This window comes from Legionella spiritensis (assembly GCF_900186965.1).
In the GTDB taxonomy this organism is placed as follows: Bacteria; Pseudomonadota; Gammaproteobacteria; order Legionellales; family Legionellaceae; genus Legionella_C; species Legionella_C spiritensis.
Genome location: NZ_LT906457.1, coordinates 932,810 through 949,511, shown reverse-complemented (window position 1 = coordinate 949,511; position 16,702 = coordinate 932,810). Strand labels below are relative to the sequence as shown.

The window sequence follows — 16,702 nt, the reverse complement described above, 5'->3', positions numbered from 1 at the left end:
AATATAAGCAATGATATTGATACAGCAGGTGACATATGCCGGGTTTGAATACAGCTAATTTAAAGAAACTTTTTAAATCCCACGATAAATTTAAGATGTTTACTGCGGAGCAAAAGAAAAAGTATCTGGACGAGTACGGGCCAAGTATCGAAAATGACGCGTCCCTCTCCGGTACCGGTGCGTTTGAAAATTATCAGAAAAAACGTGCGAAAAATGCCACCACCTTTGCAGGAATTAAATTACCGGACGACACGACCCTGGGTGATAAATTAAAGGACAGTTCTCCGGACGTGGATGCCGTTAAAGAGGCAATTGCCGAGGTCTTGCAGACCAGCGAGGCCACCACGCAGGCTAACGACAAATTCAAGCAGGAAATGGAAGCGGTCAGTCGCTTGCTCACCCAGGAGCCCAGGGAATTTAACGCCCAGGCCATCGCTTCCTACCTGCAAGGCGTCAAGGGAGAAGCCGATGCCGCTATCAAGGCACAACATAAACAGGAACTGGAAAACCTGGAAAACAAATTCAACGACCCGACCTTTATCAATCATCTCAAAGCCGGCACAGGTTTAGACGATGAGCAGGTTAGTGATTTGCACGAGGAGATGAAAAAGGCTCTGGAAAAAAAACAACAGGAAACGCTGGCCGCGTTTAACAAGGAAGTCAACAAAGACATCACGGCCTTGCACGAGGAAAGTCGAAAGGAAATCGAACGTATTACCTATCTGGCCGGTATTTATGAAAATGAAAAAAACAGGGCGGCCATTGATGAGCTGGCGAAAAAGAACCAGAGCCAGGAGCCAACGACCGCCCAAATCGGTATTGATTCGAACGGATCAGCTACGTTAAAAGGAATAAAAGTCACCGATCTGCCTGTCATTTACAGTTTCACAGGACGAACTATCAAGCCTCAAAATGACGGTAGTTTCGCCATACAATTCCCCAAATGGAACCTACTCTACTACCGTAATCATAATATGGTCTACGATATGACCAATATGGCCGCAGCAGTCCGGGCCAGCGGTCATGACTCCATCACCATGAGCGTAAACCACAAGGGACAAAAAGGCGCGGATGGTAAAATGGATGAAAAATACGTCATGGAGATGGGCAGAAACGCTTATGAAGGCGCGCTTAAAGCCGGCTTCCCACCGGATAAAATTTCTATTGAAGTCAATGGCAGAGTCGTGAAAAAAGAGGAATTGTTTGCGGAGAAACCAGATAGGCTTCAGGTCATAACAGAAAGAGCAGAAAGGGGTCGTGCCAAATACGATGCTTTAATAAAAAGAACAGAAAAAGTATCTGAAAACACCACCCGTTCACTCAAAGAACAAATCACAGCATTACGCAATGCTGCGAATACGCCGGCGCCTGAACCTGATGCCAATCCACCGGCACTGGGCGCTTAATCTCGACAAGATTGGCATGGCTCATTCATTTTTCTCAAAATTTCCACTGTCTTTGACAGTGGAATTCTGTTAATTTATTTCTAGTACTGTTTTCATTTAGCTTTGCAAGGTGGCGTTGAACATTGTGCTCTAGTTTTGTGTCATCCCCGCGAAGGCGGGGATCCATGTTCATAATGGCACGGCACCACCAGATAGATAGATTCCCGCCTTCGCGGGAATGACAGAACCTTGCAAAATGAAATGGAAACAGTACTAGTGCCTCGTCAAGATTGAATTTACGGGTTGGCGCCTGAATTTCGTTCAGATTTGTACGTTTTTTTGATGTAAAAAGCGCAGGACTAGCAGAGCTAATTTGAGCATTTTTGCATCAAAAAAACGTACAAAGATGAATGCAAGGCAGGTGATCACACCCGTAAATTCAATCTTGACGAAGCACTGGGCTCTGGGAACCGGGAAAAATCACTACCGGAACAATCAGTGTGTTTTTCTCTCACCAGGTTTATCGTCTTACTCGTTATTATGGAAATTATCAGGTCTTGCTAATGGAGAAGTGTAATGAGTACTCGTCGTTTTGAAGATTTTGAGACAGCCGCTGAAGAATTTGGCATGGATACTGAAGCGTTAGCGGAATTCAACCCGACCACCAAACTGGAACGTCGGCGGCGGATTGAAGAACTCGCGGAAGAAAAACGCTTGCGCGAAGAACTCGACGAGTTTGGTTTTGCCTGAAATTATCTCTGCTGGTTTGCGGGAAAACGTTGGGCGAGGCGCCCGACCTACGCCTTCTGGTCAGAATCCGTGACACGCTGATAAATATCAAAACGTACGGTTTTGCCTGTAATGCTACTGGCAGGTGGAAGCAGAGGCGGGGATTGCTGCGGCCACTTCACCACCACTTTTTTTAACGCTTTTTTTTGTGCCAGTTTCAGCAAATCCAAAGCGTCCTCGTCACAGCCGATGAATTGCTGCAATATCTGTAAATCTTTTTTGACCAGTGCCGATTTCTGACGAACCGGATGCATGGGATCCATATAAATCACATCCGGATAATCCTTATCGGATAACCGATTCAAATAGTCCAGCGCATCGGATTGTCTGACCATTAATTTCATGACATGCCGGGATCGCTCGTCACGATGCTGTAACGCGTCCATCAGGAGGGTCGCCATAATCGGATCACGCTCCAGCATAACCAATTCAGCACCATAGCTGGCCAGTATAGCGGCATCCCGACCCCAGCCGGATGTCGCATCCACAATCTTTAATCCGGGCACCGGTTTGCAAGCACGAATCAAACCTTGTTGTTTCCCGGCATCTCGCCGCTTCTGCCATGTCTTGACGCTAAAATCGGCGTACATGGGTAAAAACGGGGGCACTTTTAAAACCAGCCTCTCCTCTGTAACCAGCAATTGCCTGGCTGCCTGATTGTCAACAGGCAACTGCAAACGTTCAGCCAGTTCATAAGCCTGCTCTCGCTGCGCATTTCCCTCATACCCTATGGCAAACTCACTAAGATCGGTAGACATATATTTTTACGGCCTAACGCCCTCATTCTCTCGTCGTAACAAATCATCCACATAAGCGGACAAGCTCGAATAAACCGGCACGTGAGGATAGGATTTTAATAACTCCCTGTCGGTCATGGACGACAATATCATAATCGGTGTGGCTCCAACCGCCTCAGCAGCCTGGATATCGGAAATACGATCACCTGCGAAGATCAGTGCGGCAGGTGAACAATGAAAGCTATCCGCCAGTTTCAGCAACATACCGGGAGCCGGCTTGCGGCAACTGCAACCTGTATCGGGAAGGTGCGGACAATAAGCCACCGCGGCAATCTCTCCTCCCGCTTTACCGATCTCGGATAACATGCTGTCGTGAATATCGGCCAGGACGTGTTCCGAATAATAACCACGCGCAATCCCGGATTGATTGGTCGCGATACCAATGGTGTAACCGGCTTCGGTCAGTCTGGCAATGGCTTTTATACTGCCTGGGATCGGGATAAATTCACCGACTGTTTTGATATAGTGGGGCGAATCGAAATTGATAACCCCATCCCTGTCCAGGACAATAAACTTGTTCATGAATGTAATTGCAACATCGAGATATCGGCAACCCCTTGTAACAGGGCTTGTAATCTGGCAAGTAACGCCAGGCGGTTTTTCTTCACTTCCGGGTTATCAACCATAACCATCACATGATCAAAGAACGCGTCAACCGGCTCCCGCAATCCGGCCAGTTGCGTCAGAATGGATTTATAATCACTCTGTTCGTATAGCAACGCCACCTGTTGTTCCGTACTCAGCAATCGTGTAAACAGCTCACGTTCCGCACCGTTTTCCAACCGATCATCATTCACAGTCGTCCATGGTATCTCCTGGCTATGGGCCTGTTGCAGCAGATTATGTACCCGTTTGCAGGCGGCACTGAGAACGGACGCTTCCGGCCTGGTTACAAAATCAGCCAACGCATGAATCCGCCTGTCAAAATCATACAACCAGTCATCCTGTCTGGCACGAACGGCATGCACGAGATCAACCGAAATACCCCTGCCCTGATAAAAAGACTGCAGCCTCTCCAGAATGAACGGTTGTAATTCCGCAATAGACGCGTCCTTTGTATCAAGTTGCTTGCCATAGACAAGGGCGGCTTCACTGATTAATCCCGACAAGCTCAATCTGGCGGGCGTTGCCATTAACAAACGCACCACCGCAAGGGCATGACGCCGCAGCTTGAACGGATCCTTCATACCGGACGGCTTGCCGCCAATAGCAAAAATACCCGCCAGCGTATCGAGACGATCCGCCAGTGATAGCGCCAGTCCCAATGTCGTTTCCGGCAGTTCATCACCGGAGAATCGGGGCAAATATTGCTCATTCAGCGCCTTCGCAACATCCAGATCCTCCCCGTCATGGCGGGCATAATAATAGCCCATCAATCCCTGTAATTCCGGGAATTCGCCGACCATACCGGTCATCAAATCACATTTACTAAGTTCTGCGGCGCGCTTGGCCTTGACTTCATCCAGATCGAGCGGATGAGCCAGTATGGCCATTAATATCTGCAAACGTCTGGCCTTGTCGTACAAGGTGCCCAGACGAGCCTGGAAAACCACTTTTTCAGTTGCCGCGATATGCCGGGCAAGCGGTTGTTTTTTATCCTGCTCAAAAAAGAAAGCGGCATCACTCAAGCGGGCCCGCATGACTTTTTCGTTACCGGCAATCACTTGTCCGGGTTTGCCGCTTTTAATGTTAGCCACCGCCACAAAGCGCGGCAGTAATTGCCCGGATGAATCCTGCAAGGCAAAACATTTCTGGTGTGATTGCATGGAAGCAATCAAGGCTTGCGACGGCACATTCAGAAATTCGGGCGGGAATTCAGCCAGCAACGCCTGCGGCCATTCCACAATAGCGGTCACTTCATCGATCAGCGAGTCCGGCATAATGGCCTCTGCCCCTGCCTGAGTGGCAACATCCCGCACCTGTTTGATAATGGTATTGCGCCGCTTGTCATAACCGGCGATCACAAACGCTTGTTCCAGTTGCGCTTCATAATCGGCCGGTTTTTCAATAACTATCCCCTGCGGATGAAGAAAACGATGGCCATGGGTCGTTTGTCCCGCATGCACGCCTAAAATATCGCAAGGTATCACTTCCTCACCAAGCAACATCACAATCCAGTGCACCGGACGGGCAAATTCAATATCACCGCTTCCCCAGCGCATGGGTTTTTTAATAGGTAGATCCGCTATGGCCTGGCGCATTAAATCAGGCAAAATGTCTCTGGTTTTCGCACCACATACCCTGGATTTATAAACCAGCCACTCCCCCTTCTCCGTCTCTTCAACCGACAACGCCTCCACAGGGACAGCGCAGGATTTTGCAAAGCCTTGCAGGGCTTTGGTGGGTTGGCCGTCGCTGTCATAGGCGGCTGCAAGAGCCGGTCCACGCCGCGTAACCAGCCGATCCGGTTGTTGGGTATTCAGTTTCGTGATCCGTAACGCCAGACGCCTCGGGGTTGCAAAAGGGGTTATGGACTCAAAACCAATTTCTGACTTTTGCAAGGCTTTGACCACATTGGACACCAACTCCTGAACCAACGTTCCAACGGCGGCAAAAGGCAGTTCCTCACACCCTATCTCAAATAAAAAATCTTTATACATCTTGATCTACCTTCAGCATAGGAAAACCCAACGCTTCACGCGCATCGAAGTACGCTTGTGCGACCGCGCGGGATAATTGCCTGACCCTTAAAATGAAACGCTGTCTTTCCGTTACGGAAACCGCGTGTCGGGCATCCAGCAAATTAAAGCAATGCGACGCTTTCATAACCATTTCATAAGCGGGCAACGGCAAATTCAAAGCCGTCAGTTTTTCGGCTTCTTTCTCATAATAATCAAACTGCTGAAATAAGGCGTCGACGTTGGCGTGTTCAAAATTGTAGGTAGACATTTCCACTTCATTCTGATGAAACACGTCCCCATAAGTAACAGTGCCATGCTCCGTCCTGCTCCAGGGCAAATCGAACAGGTTATCTACGCCCAGAACGTACATGGCGAGACGCTCCAGACCATAAGTCAACTCCCCGGTCACCGGTTTGCATACCAGCCCGCCGACTTGTTGGAAATAGGTAAACTGCGACACTTCCATACCATTCTGCCAGACTTCCCATCCCAGGCCCCAGGCCCCAAGCGTGGGTGATTCCCAATTATCCTCGACAAAACGGATGTCATCCGTCAGCGGATCAATGCCAAGGGCGCGCAGGGAATCCAGATATTTTTCCTGAATATCCAGAGGGGACGGCTTCAACACTACCTGAAACTGGTAATAGTGCTGCACGCGATTGGGATTTTCACCATAGCGTCCGTCGGTTGGCCTGCGGGAAGGCTGCACATAGGCGGCCGCCCACGGTTCCGGGCCAATGGCTCTTAAAAACGTGGCGGGATGAAACGTTCCCGCACCCACTTCCATGTCCAGGGGTTGCAAAACGACGCATCCTTTTTCAGCCCAAAATTGCTGCAGGGTCAGGATGATATCCTGGAAAGTACTGGGTTTTGTCATATAACTGTCTCAAAAAAAACTGGTGCTTCGTCAATATTTGATTTTAAGGTATTTTGTCCGTGGAACCTAGTACAACGTTTCACTGATTCTGTCCTGTTGCCAAGGAGACAGGAGAGGTAGGTCGGGCGCCTGGCCCGACCTACGACTTGACCCGCTGTCGCAGCAATAACAAACAAGCAAGACAACTTCAGTGAAACGTTGTACTAGTACCCTTTCCATTTAGTTTTGACAGGTTGGCTTGCACAGAATGTTTGTCTTTTTGTCATCCCCGCGAAGGCGGGGATCCATACTGAATCAAGCACTGAGCCACATCAGGAATGGTTTCCCGCCTTCGCGGGAATGACAGTTAACCTGTCAAAACTAAATGGAAACAGTACTAGGTTCTGTGCACTTATCTTTTATCGAAGCGAAAATTGAGATTAATTTGCAGCCGATAAAAGATAAGTGCACAGAACCCAATACCCAAGGCATTATAGCATGCCGGTTTGGCTGACAACATTTGTTGGGCCAGAAGAGGCCCAACCTCGACCAAAACAACTATTTAGCTCGCCGTTTTTTTGATGATTTCCTGCAACGATTGCTCGCTGGCGGCACCAGGGATAAACGTTGGCTTGGTAGACGCGTTAAATTGTCCAGATGGCGTGGACGCGATAATAAACGCGGGAGTACCCATCAAATGCAATTTTTCAGCCAGATCACGATTGGCGTTGAGCATGTCTGTTACGGCTTTGCTGTTCATATCCGACTTGAATTTGGTCATATTAAGACCAACTTCCTTGGCCGCATCATCAATAATTTTATCATTCAAGCGATTTTTCTGCTTGATCAGCGCTTCATGCATGGCTTGATATTTACCTTGCATGGCGGCTGCCAGAGCGGCTCTTGACGCCGTCTCGGAGCTCTTGCCGAAAATTGGAAATTCTTTGTAGATAACGCGCAGATTGCCGTCTTTTTTTACTAACCCACTGAGAACAGGCGCCATTTTCTTGCAATGAATACATTGGTAGTCAAAAAATTCAACCAGTGTGACGTTGCCCTTGGGATTTCCAATCGTAGTCATTTTATCGCTGAACAATTGCTTGGCATTTTCCTGAATAGCAGAAAGAGCCTGCTCCTGTATGTTCTGTTGTTGTTTTTTTTGTAATGCCTGGGAGGCTTCGAGCAGGACTTCCGGATTATTGACAAGATAATCATGAACAACCTGTTCAATAGCTTTCTTTTGCACATCAGACATGGCATCCGCAGCCATAACAGCCGGTGAGGTCATGGCAGTCATTAACGCACCTGCAATTACAAGACTTTTAAGCTTCACGTGATTCCCCTTTATTATAATAAGTTACTCGCCAATATTTTATCTTCGCCAAACGAAACCCGGGTTTCGCGAACAGAATTATTTACTGCGCGAAAAAATGGCTAATTTAGAGCCATTGAGACCTTGAATGAGGCGAATAGCGAGTCCTATTTAACGAATTCAAGGTCTCAATGGCACCAATTAACCGCTTTTGCAGCCGTAAAAAATTCTGTTCACGAAACCTAGCATCAGCTTGCCTGAAATTCAAGTTGAAGTCACGTTCTTACATAATATCCTCATGAACGGTCAGATTCGCATAGGCAAGCACCAGCCACTTTGTACCATGCTCGGCAAATTTGACCTGCACCCGGGTATGAGCGCCACTACCCTCCACATTAACCACGACACCCTGACCAAATTTGGTATGGGTCACGTTTTGCCCCAGCTTCAAACCGCTTTCATGGGCAGTCATGGACGCGGTTGTCCATTGTTTCGGTTTGTCCGGCATGCGAAAATGAGTCTTTACCCGTATTTCATCAAGTAATTCCTGGGGTATTTCCCGCAGGAAACGGGAAGGTTTATGGTATTCCTCCCGACCATACTGGCGCCGTACCTCGGCATGGGAAATGATCAGACGTTCCATGGCGCGTGTCATCCCCACATAACAGAGACGACGCTCTTCCTCCAGACGCCCGGGTTCCTCGAACGATTGCCGGCCTGGAAAAACGCCTTCTTCCATACCGGCCAGGAATACCAGGGGAAATTCAAGTCCTTTTGCCGCATGCAGCGTCATCAAATGAACATAACGTTCGTGCTCCTGCGCCTGCATATCGCCCGCCTCCAGTGCCGCGTGTGCCAGAAACGCCACCAGTAACGGCAATTCCTCATCGGCATCCTGGTCATAGCGAAATTGCCTGGCCGCGTTGACCAGTTCCTGCAGGTTATCCAGACGTGATTCGGCCTTGTCACCCTTGACCTTGGCAAAGTGCGCATACAAGCCACTGGCATTAAGGACTTCCGAAATTTGCTCATCCAGCTCAAGATGTTCGGATGCAGAACGCAAGTCATCGATCAAACGGGTGAATTTCTCCAGGCTGGATGCCGCACGTTGCGGCAAACCACCCTCTTTAAGCAACGTATGGGCAGCCTGCCACATGGAATACGTTTCCCGTCGCGCCAGGTGCCGTATTTCCTCCAGTGTTTTTTCTCCGATGCCACGTGTCGGAAAATTAACAATCCGCTCAAAGGCGGTATCATCATCGGGATTGACCACCAAACGCAGATAAGCCATCGTATCCTTGATTTCCGAACGTTCAAAAAAGCGCACGCCCCCATGGATCCGGTAAGCGATGCCTGCTCGTAGCAACGCTTCCTCCAACACCCGGGACTGGGCGTTGGAGCGATACAAAACCGCTATCTCATCAGGATTTCGCCCTTCTTTAACAGCCATATGGATACGCTCACTAATAAACCTCGCCTCGTCAATTTCATTGAATGCGCCATAGACGATAATTTTCCCCCCGTCCGCGCCGGCAGTCCATAATTCCTTTCCCATTCTTGATTGATTATTGGTAATCAAAGCGTTCGCCGCCGCGAGGATCGTCGCTGTTGAACGGTAATTTTGTTCGAGGCGGATTACCTTGGCCGAGCTGAAATCCCTGGTAAACTGATGAATGTTTTCCACCTTCGCACCTCGCCATCCGTAAATGGATTGATCATCATCGCCCACGGCCATAACCGCAGTATCCTGGCCGGCCAACAGACGGATCCAGGCATACTGAATGGTATTGGTATCCTGAAACTCATCAACGAGGATGGCTTGAAATCGCTGTTGATAATGCGCAAGAATTTCCGGATTGTTACGAAAAAGTTCATGCGTACGAAGCAGCAACTCCGCAAAGTCAATAACTCCGGCAGTCTGACAAGCCTGCTCGTAAGCCTGATATATGTTAATCAGTGTACGTGTTGGTCCATACTGCACGGGATTAATGTGCCGAGGCCTTAAGCCCTCATCCTTTTTACCGTTAATAAAAGCCTGTGCCTGTTTCACCGGCCATTGATCCTCATCCAGATTTAACGCCGCGATCATCCGTTTGATCATCCGCGCCTGATCGTCACTGTCCAGAATATGAAATTGTTCCGGTAATCCCGCATCCTGATAATGGCGTCGTAACAGGCGATGGCAAAGACCGTGAAAGGTGCCCACCCATAAACCCGGCAAAGGCGTGGTCAACAGACTGTTAAGACGCGCCTTCATCTCTCCGGCCGCTTTGTTCGTAAACGTCACCGCCAGAATGGATTGCGGGAGCATATGCTGCTGTTCAATCAACCAGGCGATACGACTGACCAGTACACGGGTTTTACCACTGCCGGCTCCGGCGAGTACGAGCAGGTTACCCGGCGGGGCAACCACTGCTTCACGTTGTCGTTCATTAAGCCCTTCCAGCAAGGCAGTTACACTCATGTGTTTATCCCGGTAAAAAATGATTGGCCTATTATGTTAAATTTAGCAGTCAAATACAAAATATCTCTGGCATTAGGGCGGTACAAGAAGAATCTTTGCCAAGCACACCCTGCAACGTATAAGATAGTGCTAAAAACAGCGAGACCTCCCATGAATACACTCTACCCCCCCATTCAGCCCTTCAAAAACCATGAGTTATCGGTCGGCGACATTCACACGCTGTATGTGGAGGAAACCGGCAATCCCCGGGGGATCCCGGTCATGGTATTACATCCGGGGCCAGGAGCCGCGGGGGGGATCTATCTTCGCCGTTTTTTTGACCCCCAGGTTTATCGCATCGTCATTTTTGATCAGCGCGGCTGTGGTCGCTCAAGGCCTTACGCGTCGGTTGAAAACAATACCACCGGAGATTTGCTGGACGATATTGACACCATTCGTAACCATCTCGGCATCAATCGTTTTATTCTCTTTGGCGGCGGTTGGGGTGCCCTTCTCGCCCTTCTCTATGCCCAACTCTACCCACAACAGGTTTGCGGGTTGCTCCTGCACCGGATTTTTCTGGGACGCACCCATGACATAGCCTGGTTTTATCAACACGGGGCCAGTCTGGTATACCCGGATTACTGGCAGGAATTCATCAGTATCGTTCCCGATGACAAACGCGATGAAATCCCGCGGCATTACGCCGATTGTCTGCAAGGCGGCAATGAACTGGCCAGAATGTCAAGCGCGAAAAACTGGGCCTTATGGCAGGCGCGCTGCAGCAGTCTGCAACCTCATCTGAATGTGATCGATCAATACAGCGATCCGCATTTTGCCCTCGCGCTGGCCACTCTGGAGTCTTACTACATCATCAACAACTATTTTATTGAAGAAAACCAGGTTTTGAAAAACGTCTCGAAAATACGCCATATCCCAACCCATCTGGTGCATGGACGCTACGACATGGTGTGTCCCCTGGCATCGGCCTGGGATTTGCATCAGGTGATGCCGGCCTCCAGTTTAAGCATTATCAGAGACGCAGGCCACTCCGATCGCGAGCCGGGTATCATAGATGCCCTGATAGCCGCGACCAGGGATATGTCGCGTCAGGGGCTCGACGCATGCTGACGGTGATTCAACGAGTCCTGGAAGCCCGGGTTGAAGTCTCGGGCCATACAGTCGGCGAAATCGCTTCGGGTATGCTGATTCTGTGCGGATTTGAAGCAACCGATACGTCAAGTACTCTAAACACCATGCTCGATCGTTGCCTTAACTATCGTATCTTCAGCGACGAAGCCGGGAAAATGAACAGGAATATCAAGCAGACTGAAGGCGAATTGTTGCTGGTTCCGCAATTCACCCTCGTGGCCGATACCAGAAAAGGTCTAAGACCCGGCTTTTCAAAAGCGGCGCCGCCGGCACAGGGCAAGGCATTATTTACCGAGTTAACGACCCTTGCCCGGCAACGTTATTGCAAGGTCGCCTCCGGACAATTTGGCGCGGACATGCAGGTTTATCTTTGCAACGACGGGCCGGTGACTTTCGTCCTGTCCTTTCAATAGACTTGTTTCCAGACTCGTGCCGTGGGGGAATTGTGTTTGCAAAGGTATTATTCTGGTGTAACATCAAAATTCAACCGTGAACATTTGAATAATCATGCGCTTAATTGTAAATGCCGCCATCCTGCTACCGGTGTTATTGCTTACTGCCTGCGTCAGCAAAGGTAGTAATCCCGATGATCCATACGAATCCCTGAACCGTAATATATACAAATTCAATACCGCGTTTGACGCCACCATGCTGAAACCTCCGGCACGGCTTTATAAAGCCGTATTGCCGGATCCGGTCAGGGCAGGCATTAACAACGCGTACAATAACATCAATATGATCCCTACCGTAGGCAATGACTTGTTGCAGGCGCAATGGCGCTATGCGGTGAAAGACACCTGGCGATTCATCATCAATTCCACGTTTGGCCTGGCCGGTTTCGTCGACGTGGCCGACAAGCGCTTTGGCCTGCCGCCGCACAGCAATGATCTGGGACTGACTTTTGCCAAATGGGGCGATAAAAAATCCCCCTATCTGGTCATACCCCTTTTAGGCCCCAGTACGTTTCGGGACGGCATGGGCATGCTGTTTGAATACACCATTATGACGCCCTACCCTTACCTGCGAAACGACGCGGTGATCTACGGATTGATCGGATTGCGTTATGTCGATTTACGCGCCCAGTTCTTTGATACCGAACGTTTGATGAATGAAGCGCTGGATCCTTATGCCTTTATCCGTGACGCTTATTTGCAAAACCGCAACTACCGTATCAATGGGGAAAATGATTTGGGATCGCTGTACGTCGAGGAAGATGCCTCGTCCGCCAGCGATTACGTTGAGGAAGACGACTCCGCGAATGCCTTGTTAAGCTCCGAAACAAAACCGGGCCGGCAATGACCCTGCACGTTGCCCTTTATCAACCGGAAATTCCGCCCAATACGGGCAATATTATCCGCCTGTGCGCCAATAGCGGCGCACAATTGCATCTGATTCACCCATTGGGTTTTGACCTGGAAGACAAACGCTTGCGACGCGCCGGCCTTGATTACCATGAATGGGCCCATGTCATTCATTATCCGAATGAGCAGGAATTTATCGCCCAAAACAGGGATAAACGAATTCTAGCTTGCTCCACTAAAGGACAAATCGGTTATCACGATATCAAATACCAACAGGATGACCTACTGCTTTTCGGACCGGAAACCCGCGGCCTGCCCGAATCGTTAAGAGCCTGTTTTCAGATGATTCGTATTCCCATGCTCCCCCACAGCCGCAGCCTGAACTTATCCAATTCCGTAGCAATCATACTCTTTGAAGCCTGGCGCCAGCTTGGGTTTTCCTAGTACCACATCCTGTAGCCCGTCATGAAGGCGAAGCCGAAATGCGGGATAACGTTCCTGATTGGCACATCAAACCCGCAATACGGCCTCAGGCCTCCTTACGGGCTACTGCCTTTTCGCAAAAAAATGGTGCCAATTGGCCGCATTTGCAACTGTGAAAATTTTTGTTCACGGAACCTGGAGTTTTAACCCGTTATTTTTGCCCCTGACGGATAACAGCAAGGCGCCGTAAAAAATCCCCGGCGATATCAATACCGGACTCCGCACTGATCTCACGAGCACAGGTTGGGCTGGTAACATTAATTTCCGTTAAATAATCACCGATGACATCAATCCCGACAAAATACAACCCCCTGGCTTTCAGCGTCGGGGCTATTTGCTGACACAGCCATTTGTCACGTTCCGTGACAGGTACGACCTTTCCGGTGGCGCCAGCGGCGAGATTTCCCCGTAATTCGCCTTGTGGAGGAATACGTGCCAACGCGTAAGGAACAGGTTCGCCGTCAATGAGCAAAATCCGTTTATCCCCTTTTGTCGATATCTCGGGAATATATTGCTGCGCCATGATCATCACTTGCTGAGACGCGGTGAGCACCTCAAGAATCACCGACAGATTTTTACCGTCCTCATCCACATGAAATACGGCTTTGCCTCCCATGCCTTCCAGAGGTTTGAAAATCACATTGCGGTGCTCTTCCCAAAAACGCCGTAATTCCCTGATGTTGCGGCTGACCAGTGTCAACGGACAGCATTGCGGGAAATTCAGAGTGAAAAATTTCTCATTCGCGTCGCGCAGGCTTTGCGGCTTATTGGCCACCAGCACCCCTTTATTTTCGGCCAGCTCCAGAGCGTAAGTGGCATAAATGTATTCCATATCAAAAGGAGGGTCTTTGCGCATCAGGATAATATCAAAATCGGTCAGCGATTTTTCACCAAGCGGGGATATCCGGGCCCAATCCGGACTATGCTCATCCCCAATCACAATCGATGAAACCTGGGCATAAGCGTGCCCTTTTCGGCAAACCAAATCGTTTTGAGTAAAAAAAACACAAGACCAGCCCATCTCCTGTGCGCTTTTTATCATACTGACCGTGGTATCCTTATAAGGTTTGAGGTGCTCAACGGGATCCATTAACACGGCGAGTTTCATGACTTACCCTCGACTTCGGCGATTTCACGTGCCGCGGCCAGCGCCGCCAGACGGGCAATGACGCCGTAAACGTAAAAACGGTTGGGACATTCCACCGGATCCAGATCATCCTGAGGCATATTACAGGCCTGGGCAAAAGCCAGCGGTTCAAAATGCATGCCCGGCGCATTGAGATTTTCATCTTTACCCCGCCCCTTGTGAACACGGTAAAAACCGCCGACCACGAAAGGGCCAATCATGTAAACGACCGGCTCGGCGACCGCACCATCCGGCATGGTTTCAAAGGTATACACGCCTTCCTGTATAATAACCCGTTCCACCTTCCGGCTGCCTTTGCTGGCAGCCATACGGGTTCGTTGTTTACGGTTCATGCCGCGCAACTGCTCAGGGTCATTCACCATCATCACACTCATCCCGTACGTACCGTTATCCGCCTTCACCACGACAAAAGGTTTTTCCCGGATATCAAAAGTCGCGTATTTGTCCCTGATGGCCTCCAGCAATTTTTCCACTTCATCCGCAAGAAGGGAAAGCCCTTCCTGTGCCATAAAATCAATACCATGCACCGCCTTGAAATACGGATTGATAAACCAGGGATCCACATCGACCAGGCGTGCGAACTCATGGGCAACTTCCTCAAAAAACTTGAAATGATCGGATTTCAACCTTGACGACCAGCCCAGTTTTGCCGTGGGACTGATGCGTTGTTTCAAGCCCAGCAACTGCTCGGGGATCCCGGCGGATAAATCATTGTTCAACACCAGAAGACAAGGCTCGAAATCTTCAAGCCCCAGCCGATCACCATTGCGAACGACAGGTTCAATCAATAGATGTTCCCCCGCTTCAGTCACGAATTCGCGAGCCTCGGTCAACTCCGGATCGAGACTGCCTATACGCACCACAAACCCGGACTTGACCAGAATAGTACGCAAGACACTTAAACTTTCCAGATAAAAACGATTACGGGTATGGCTTTCCGGCAACAGCAAAATACGTTTGCATTCCGGAGAATATTCAACAAGGGCCGCCTGAGCCGCCTGAATACACAAGGGCAGGAAATCAGGATTAAGATTGTTAAAGCCCGCCGGAAACAAATTGGTATCCACCGGAGCCAGTTTAAATCCCGCGTGACGAAGATCAACCGATGAGGTCAACGAGGGGGGGGTTTGCTGCCATTGCTGACGAAACCAGCTTTCAATACTGGCCACATTGTTTAAAATAACTTGTTCAACATGATGAAGAGGGCCACAGTGCGCTGTGGTCAAATGAGGCACCGGAACGTCTTGAGTGTGCATGTTTTCTCCCTGGATAAATAGAACCCCTGATAGTAAACCGGAGTCGGGCAGAATGAAAGATAGTCAGCGTTTACAGAACATGGCATAATTTCCTGTTAGCGCCCTAGGTTCCGTGAACAAAATTTCTAATTAGTTGAAAAAAAGGCAGTTTCTATAGTGAAATACGATTTGCCGTCGAAAAATCACTAAAAAACTGCCAAAATGAATAATAACATATCAGAGCAAGTATGGAACCGACTCTATTCTTTTTTGCGAGGAATAAAAGGTCTTCATACACAAGAAGAAAAGAGATTGCGCCGATTTATAGAAGGGATTTGGTATATATTGCGGACGGGATGTCAATGGCGTCTTCTTCCTGATTATTATGGGCATTGGCGCCAGGTTCACAGACGATATAAAGCTTGGTCTGATCGAGGCATTTGGTCTGAATTAATGTGTTCAGTCAGTGATATTGATGATCAGGCCGTTATGATCGATGCAACGATTGTGCGTGCTCATGCTTGCGCATCAGGCTATAGCAAACAAGGAAACGAAGCTCAGGCACTGGGCCGTAGTAAAGGGGGCTTTACTACCAAAATACATGCTGTGGTTGATGGGTTAGGTAACCCTATTCGATTTACTCTAACAGGCGGACACAGAAACGACATTACTCAAGCGGCTGAATTGCTAAAAGAACAGCGCAATACATTAGTACTTGCTGATAAAGGATATGATTCACAGCCATTCATTAGCTCCCTGAAGAGTCATAATTGTTGTCCGGTGATCCCATCGAGAAAGCATGTAAAATGTCCAAGAAAAATTGATAACGAGGTCTATAAAGAGCGGTTCTTAATCGAAACTTTTTTCTCAAAAATAAAGCATTTCCGCAGGGTTTTTTCACGTTTCGATAAAACCATTTCAGCATTCTTAGGGTTTATTCACTTTGCCGGAGCGCTGATATGGATGCGTTAGAAATTTTGTTCACGGAACCTAGGCTCTGTGAACAAATTTTTTCGCAAAGCGAAAATGTGGATAATTGAGTGCCATTATGTCTTTGAATGAGGCGAATAGCTGGCTCTATTTAACGAATTCAAAGATATAATGGCGCCAATTAGCCGTATTTGCAGCTGTGAAAATTTTTGTTCACAGAGCCTAGAAGTTCTTTGAACAAAAATTTTCTT

General features: G+C 48.9%; 15 protein-coding genes. 7 read left to right on the top strand and 8 right to left on the bottom strand.

Annotated features, from left to right (window positions below):
- Positions 1–35: 35 nt before the first annotated feature.
- Positions 36–1,406 (top strand): hypothetical protein, encoded by a 1,371-nt coding sequence (locus CKW05_RS04415; protein WP_058484584.1) that lies wholly within the window; start codon positions 36–38, stop codon positions 1,404–1,406.
- A 555-nt stretch (positions 1,407–1,961) separates the two neighbouring features.
- Positions 1,962–2,135 (top strand): PA3496 family putative envelope integrity protein, encoded by a 174-nt coding sequence (locus CKW05_RS15430; RefSeq protein WP_165481204.1) that lies wholly within the window; start codon positions 1,962–1,964, stop codon positions 2,133–2,135.
- Between the two features lie 47 nt (positions 2,136–2,182).
- On the opposite strand, the gene CKW05_RS04410 is transcribed toward CKW05_RS15430, so the two are convergent.
- The 6 genes from CKW05_RS04410 to uvrD form a co-directional block, all read right to left on the bottom strand.
- Positions 2,183–2,932: a class I SAM-dependent methyltransferase gene (locus tag CKW05_RS04410; protein ID WP_058484785.1), complete on the bottom strand. Its 750-nt coding sequence runs from the start codon at positions 2,930–2,932 to the stop codon at positions 2,183–2,185.
- A 6-nt stretch (positions 2,933–2,938) separates the two neighbouring features.
- Complete coding sequence (gene gmhB, locus CKW05_RS04405; RefSeq protein WP_058484786.1) at positions 2,939–3,493, bottom strand: D-glycero-beta-D-manno-heptose 1,7-bisphosphate 7-phosphatase; 555 nt, start codon at positions 3,491–3,493, stop codon at positions 2,939–2,941.
- Positions 3,490–5,571 (bottom strand): glycine--tRNA ligase subunit beta, encoded by a 2,082-nt coding sequence (glyS, locus tag CKW05_RS04400; RefSeq protein ID WP_058484787.1) that lies wholly within the window; start codon positions 5,569–5,571, stop codon positions 3,490–3,492. Before glyS ends, gmhB begins: the two co-directional genes overlap by 4 nt.
- Complete coding sequence (gene glyQ, locus CKW05_RS04395; RefSeq protein WP_058484788.1) at positions 5,564–6,469, bottom strand: glycine--tRNA ligase subunit alpha; 906 nt, start codon at positions 6,467–6,469, stop codon at positions 5,564–5,566. The genes glyS and glyQ overlap by 8 nt, the downstream gene beginning before the upstream one ends.
- 541 nt (positions 6,470–7,010) lie before the next feature.
- Complete coding sequence (locus CKW05_RS04390) at positions 7,011–7,781, bottom strand: DsbA family protein (protein WP_058484789.1); 771 nt, start codon at positions 7,779–7,781, stop codon at positions 7,011–7,013.
- A gap of 262 nt (positions 7,782–8,043) precedes the next feature.
- Positions 8,044–10,224, bottom strand: a complete 2,181-nt coding sequence (uvrD, locus tag CKW05_RS04385) for a DNA helicase II (protein WP_058484790.1) — start codon at positions 10,222–10,224, stop codon at positions 8,044–8,046.
- A gap of 150 nt (positions 10,225–10,374) precedes the next feature.
- On the opposite strand from uvrD, the gene pip reads away from it, so the two are divergent.
- The 4 genes from pip to CKW05_RS04365 all read left to right on the top strand — a co-directional run bounded on the left by pip (position 10,375) and on the right by CKW05_RS04365 (position 13,100).
- On the top strand, positions 10,375–11,334 hold the full coding sequence (gene pip, locus CKW05_RS04380) for a prolyl aminopeptidase (RefSeq protein ID WP_058484791.1): 960 nt from the start codon (positions 10,375–10,377) through the stop codon (positions 11,332–11,334).
- On the top strand, positions 11,328–11,768 hold the full coding sequence (gene dtd / locus CKW05_RS04375; protein ID WP_058484792.1) for a D-aminoacyl-tRNA deacylase: 441 nt from the start codon (positions 11,328–11,330) through the stop codon (positions 11,766–11,768). Before pip ends, dtd begins: the two co-directional genes overlap by 7 nt.
- Before the next feature lie 94 nt (positions 11,769–11,862).
- The gene (locus CKW05_RS04370) at positions 11,863–12,654 is read left to right on the top strand and encodes an MlaA family lipoprotein (RefSeq protein WP_058484793.1); all 792 of its coding nucleotides are present in this window, start codon (positions 11,863–11,865) and stop codon (positions 12,652–12,654) included.
- Positions 12,651–13,100, top strand: a complete 450-nt coding sequence (locus CKW05_RS04365; RefSeq protein WP_058484794.1) for a tRNA (cytidine(34)-2'-O)-methyltransferase — start codon at positions 12,651–12,653, stop codon at positions 13,098–13,100. The genes CKW05_RS04370 and CKW05_RS04365 overlap by 4 nt, the downstream gene beginning before the upstream one ends.
- A 190-nt stretch (positions 13,101–13,290) precedes the next feature.
- On the opposite strand, the gene gshB is transcribed toward CKW05_RS04365, so the two are convergent.
- Together gshB and gshA are read right to left on the bottom strand one after the other, a co-directional pair.
- Entirely contained in the window at positions 13,291–14,247 is a 957-nt protein-coding gene (gshB, locus tag CKW05_RS04360) for a glutathione synthase (protein ID WP_058484795.1), read from the bottom strand.
- Entirely contained in the window at positions 14,244–15,542 is a 1,299-nt protein-coding gene (gene gshA / locus CKW05_RS04355) for a glutamate--cysteine ligase (RefSeq protein WP_058484796.1), read from the bottom strand. The genes gshB and gshA overlap by 4 nt, the downstream gene beginning before the upstream one ends.
- Before the next feature lie 201 nt (positions 15,543–15,743).
- On the opposite strand from gshA, the gene CKW05_RS04350 reads away from it, so the two are divergent.
- The gene (locus CKW05_RS04350) at positions 15,744–16,493 is read left to right on the top strand and encodes an IS5 family transposase (protein ID WP_058483223.1); all 750 of its coding nucleotides are present in this window, start codon (positions 15,744–15,746) and stop codon (positions 16,491–16,493) included.
- Positions 16,494–16,702 lie beyond the last annotated feature (209 nt).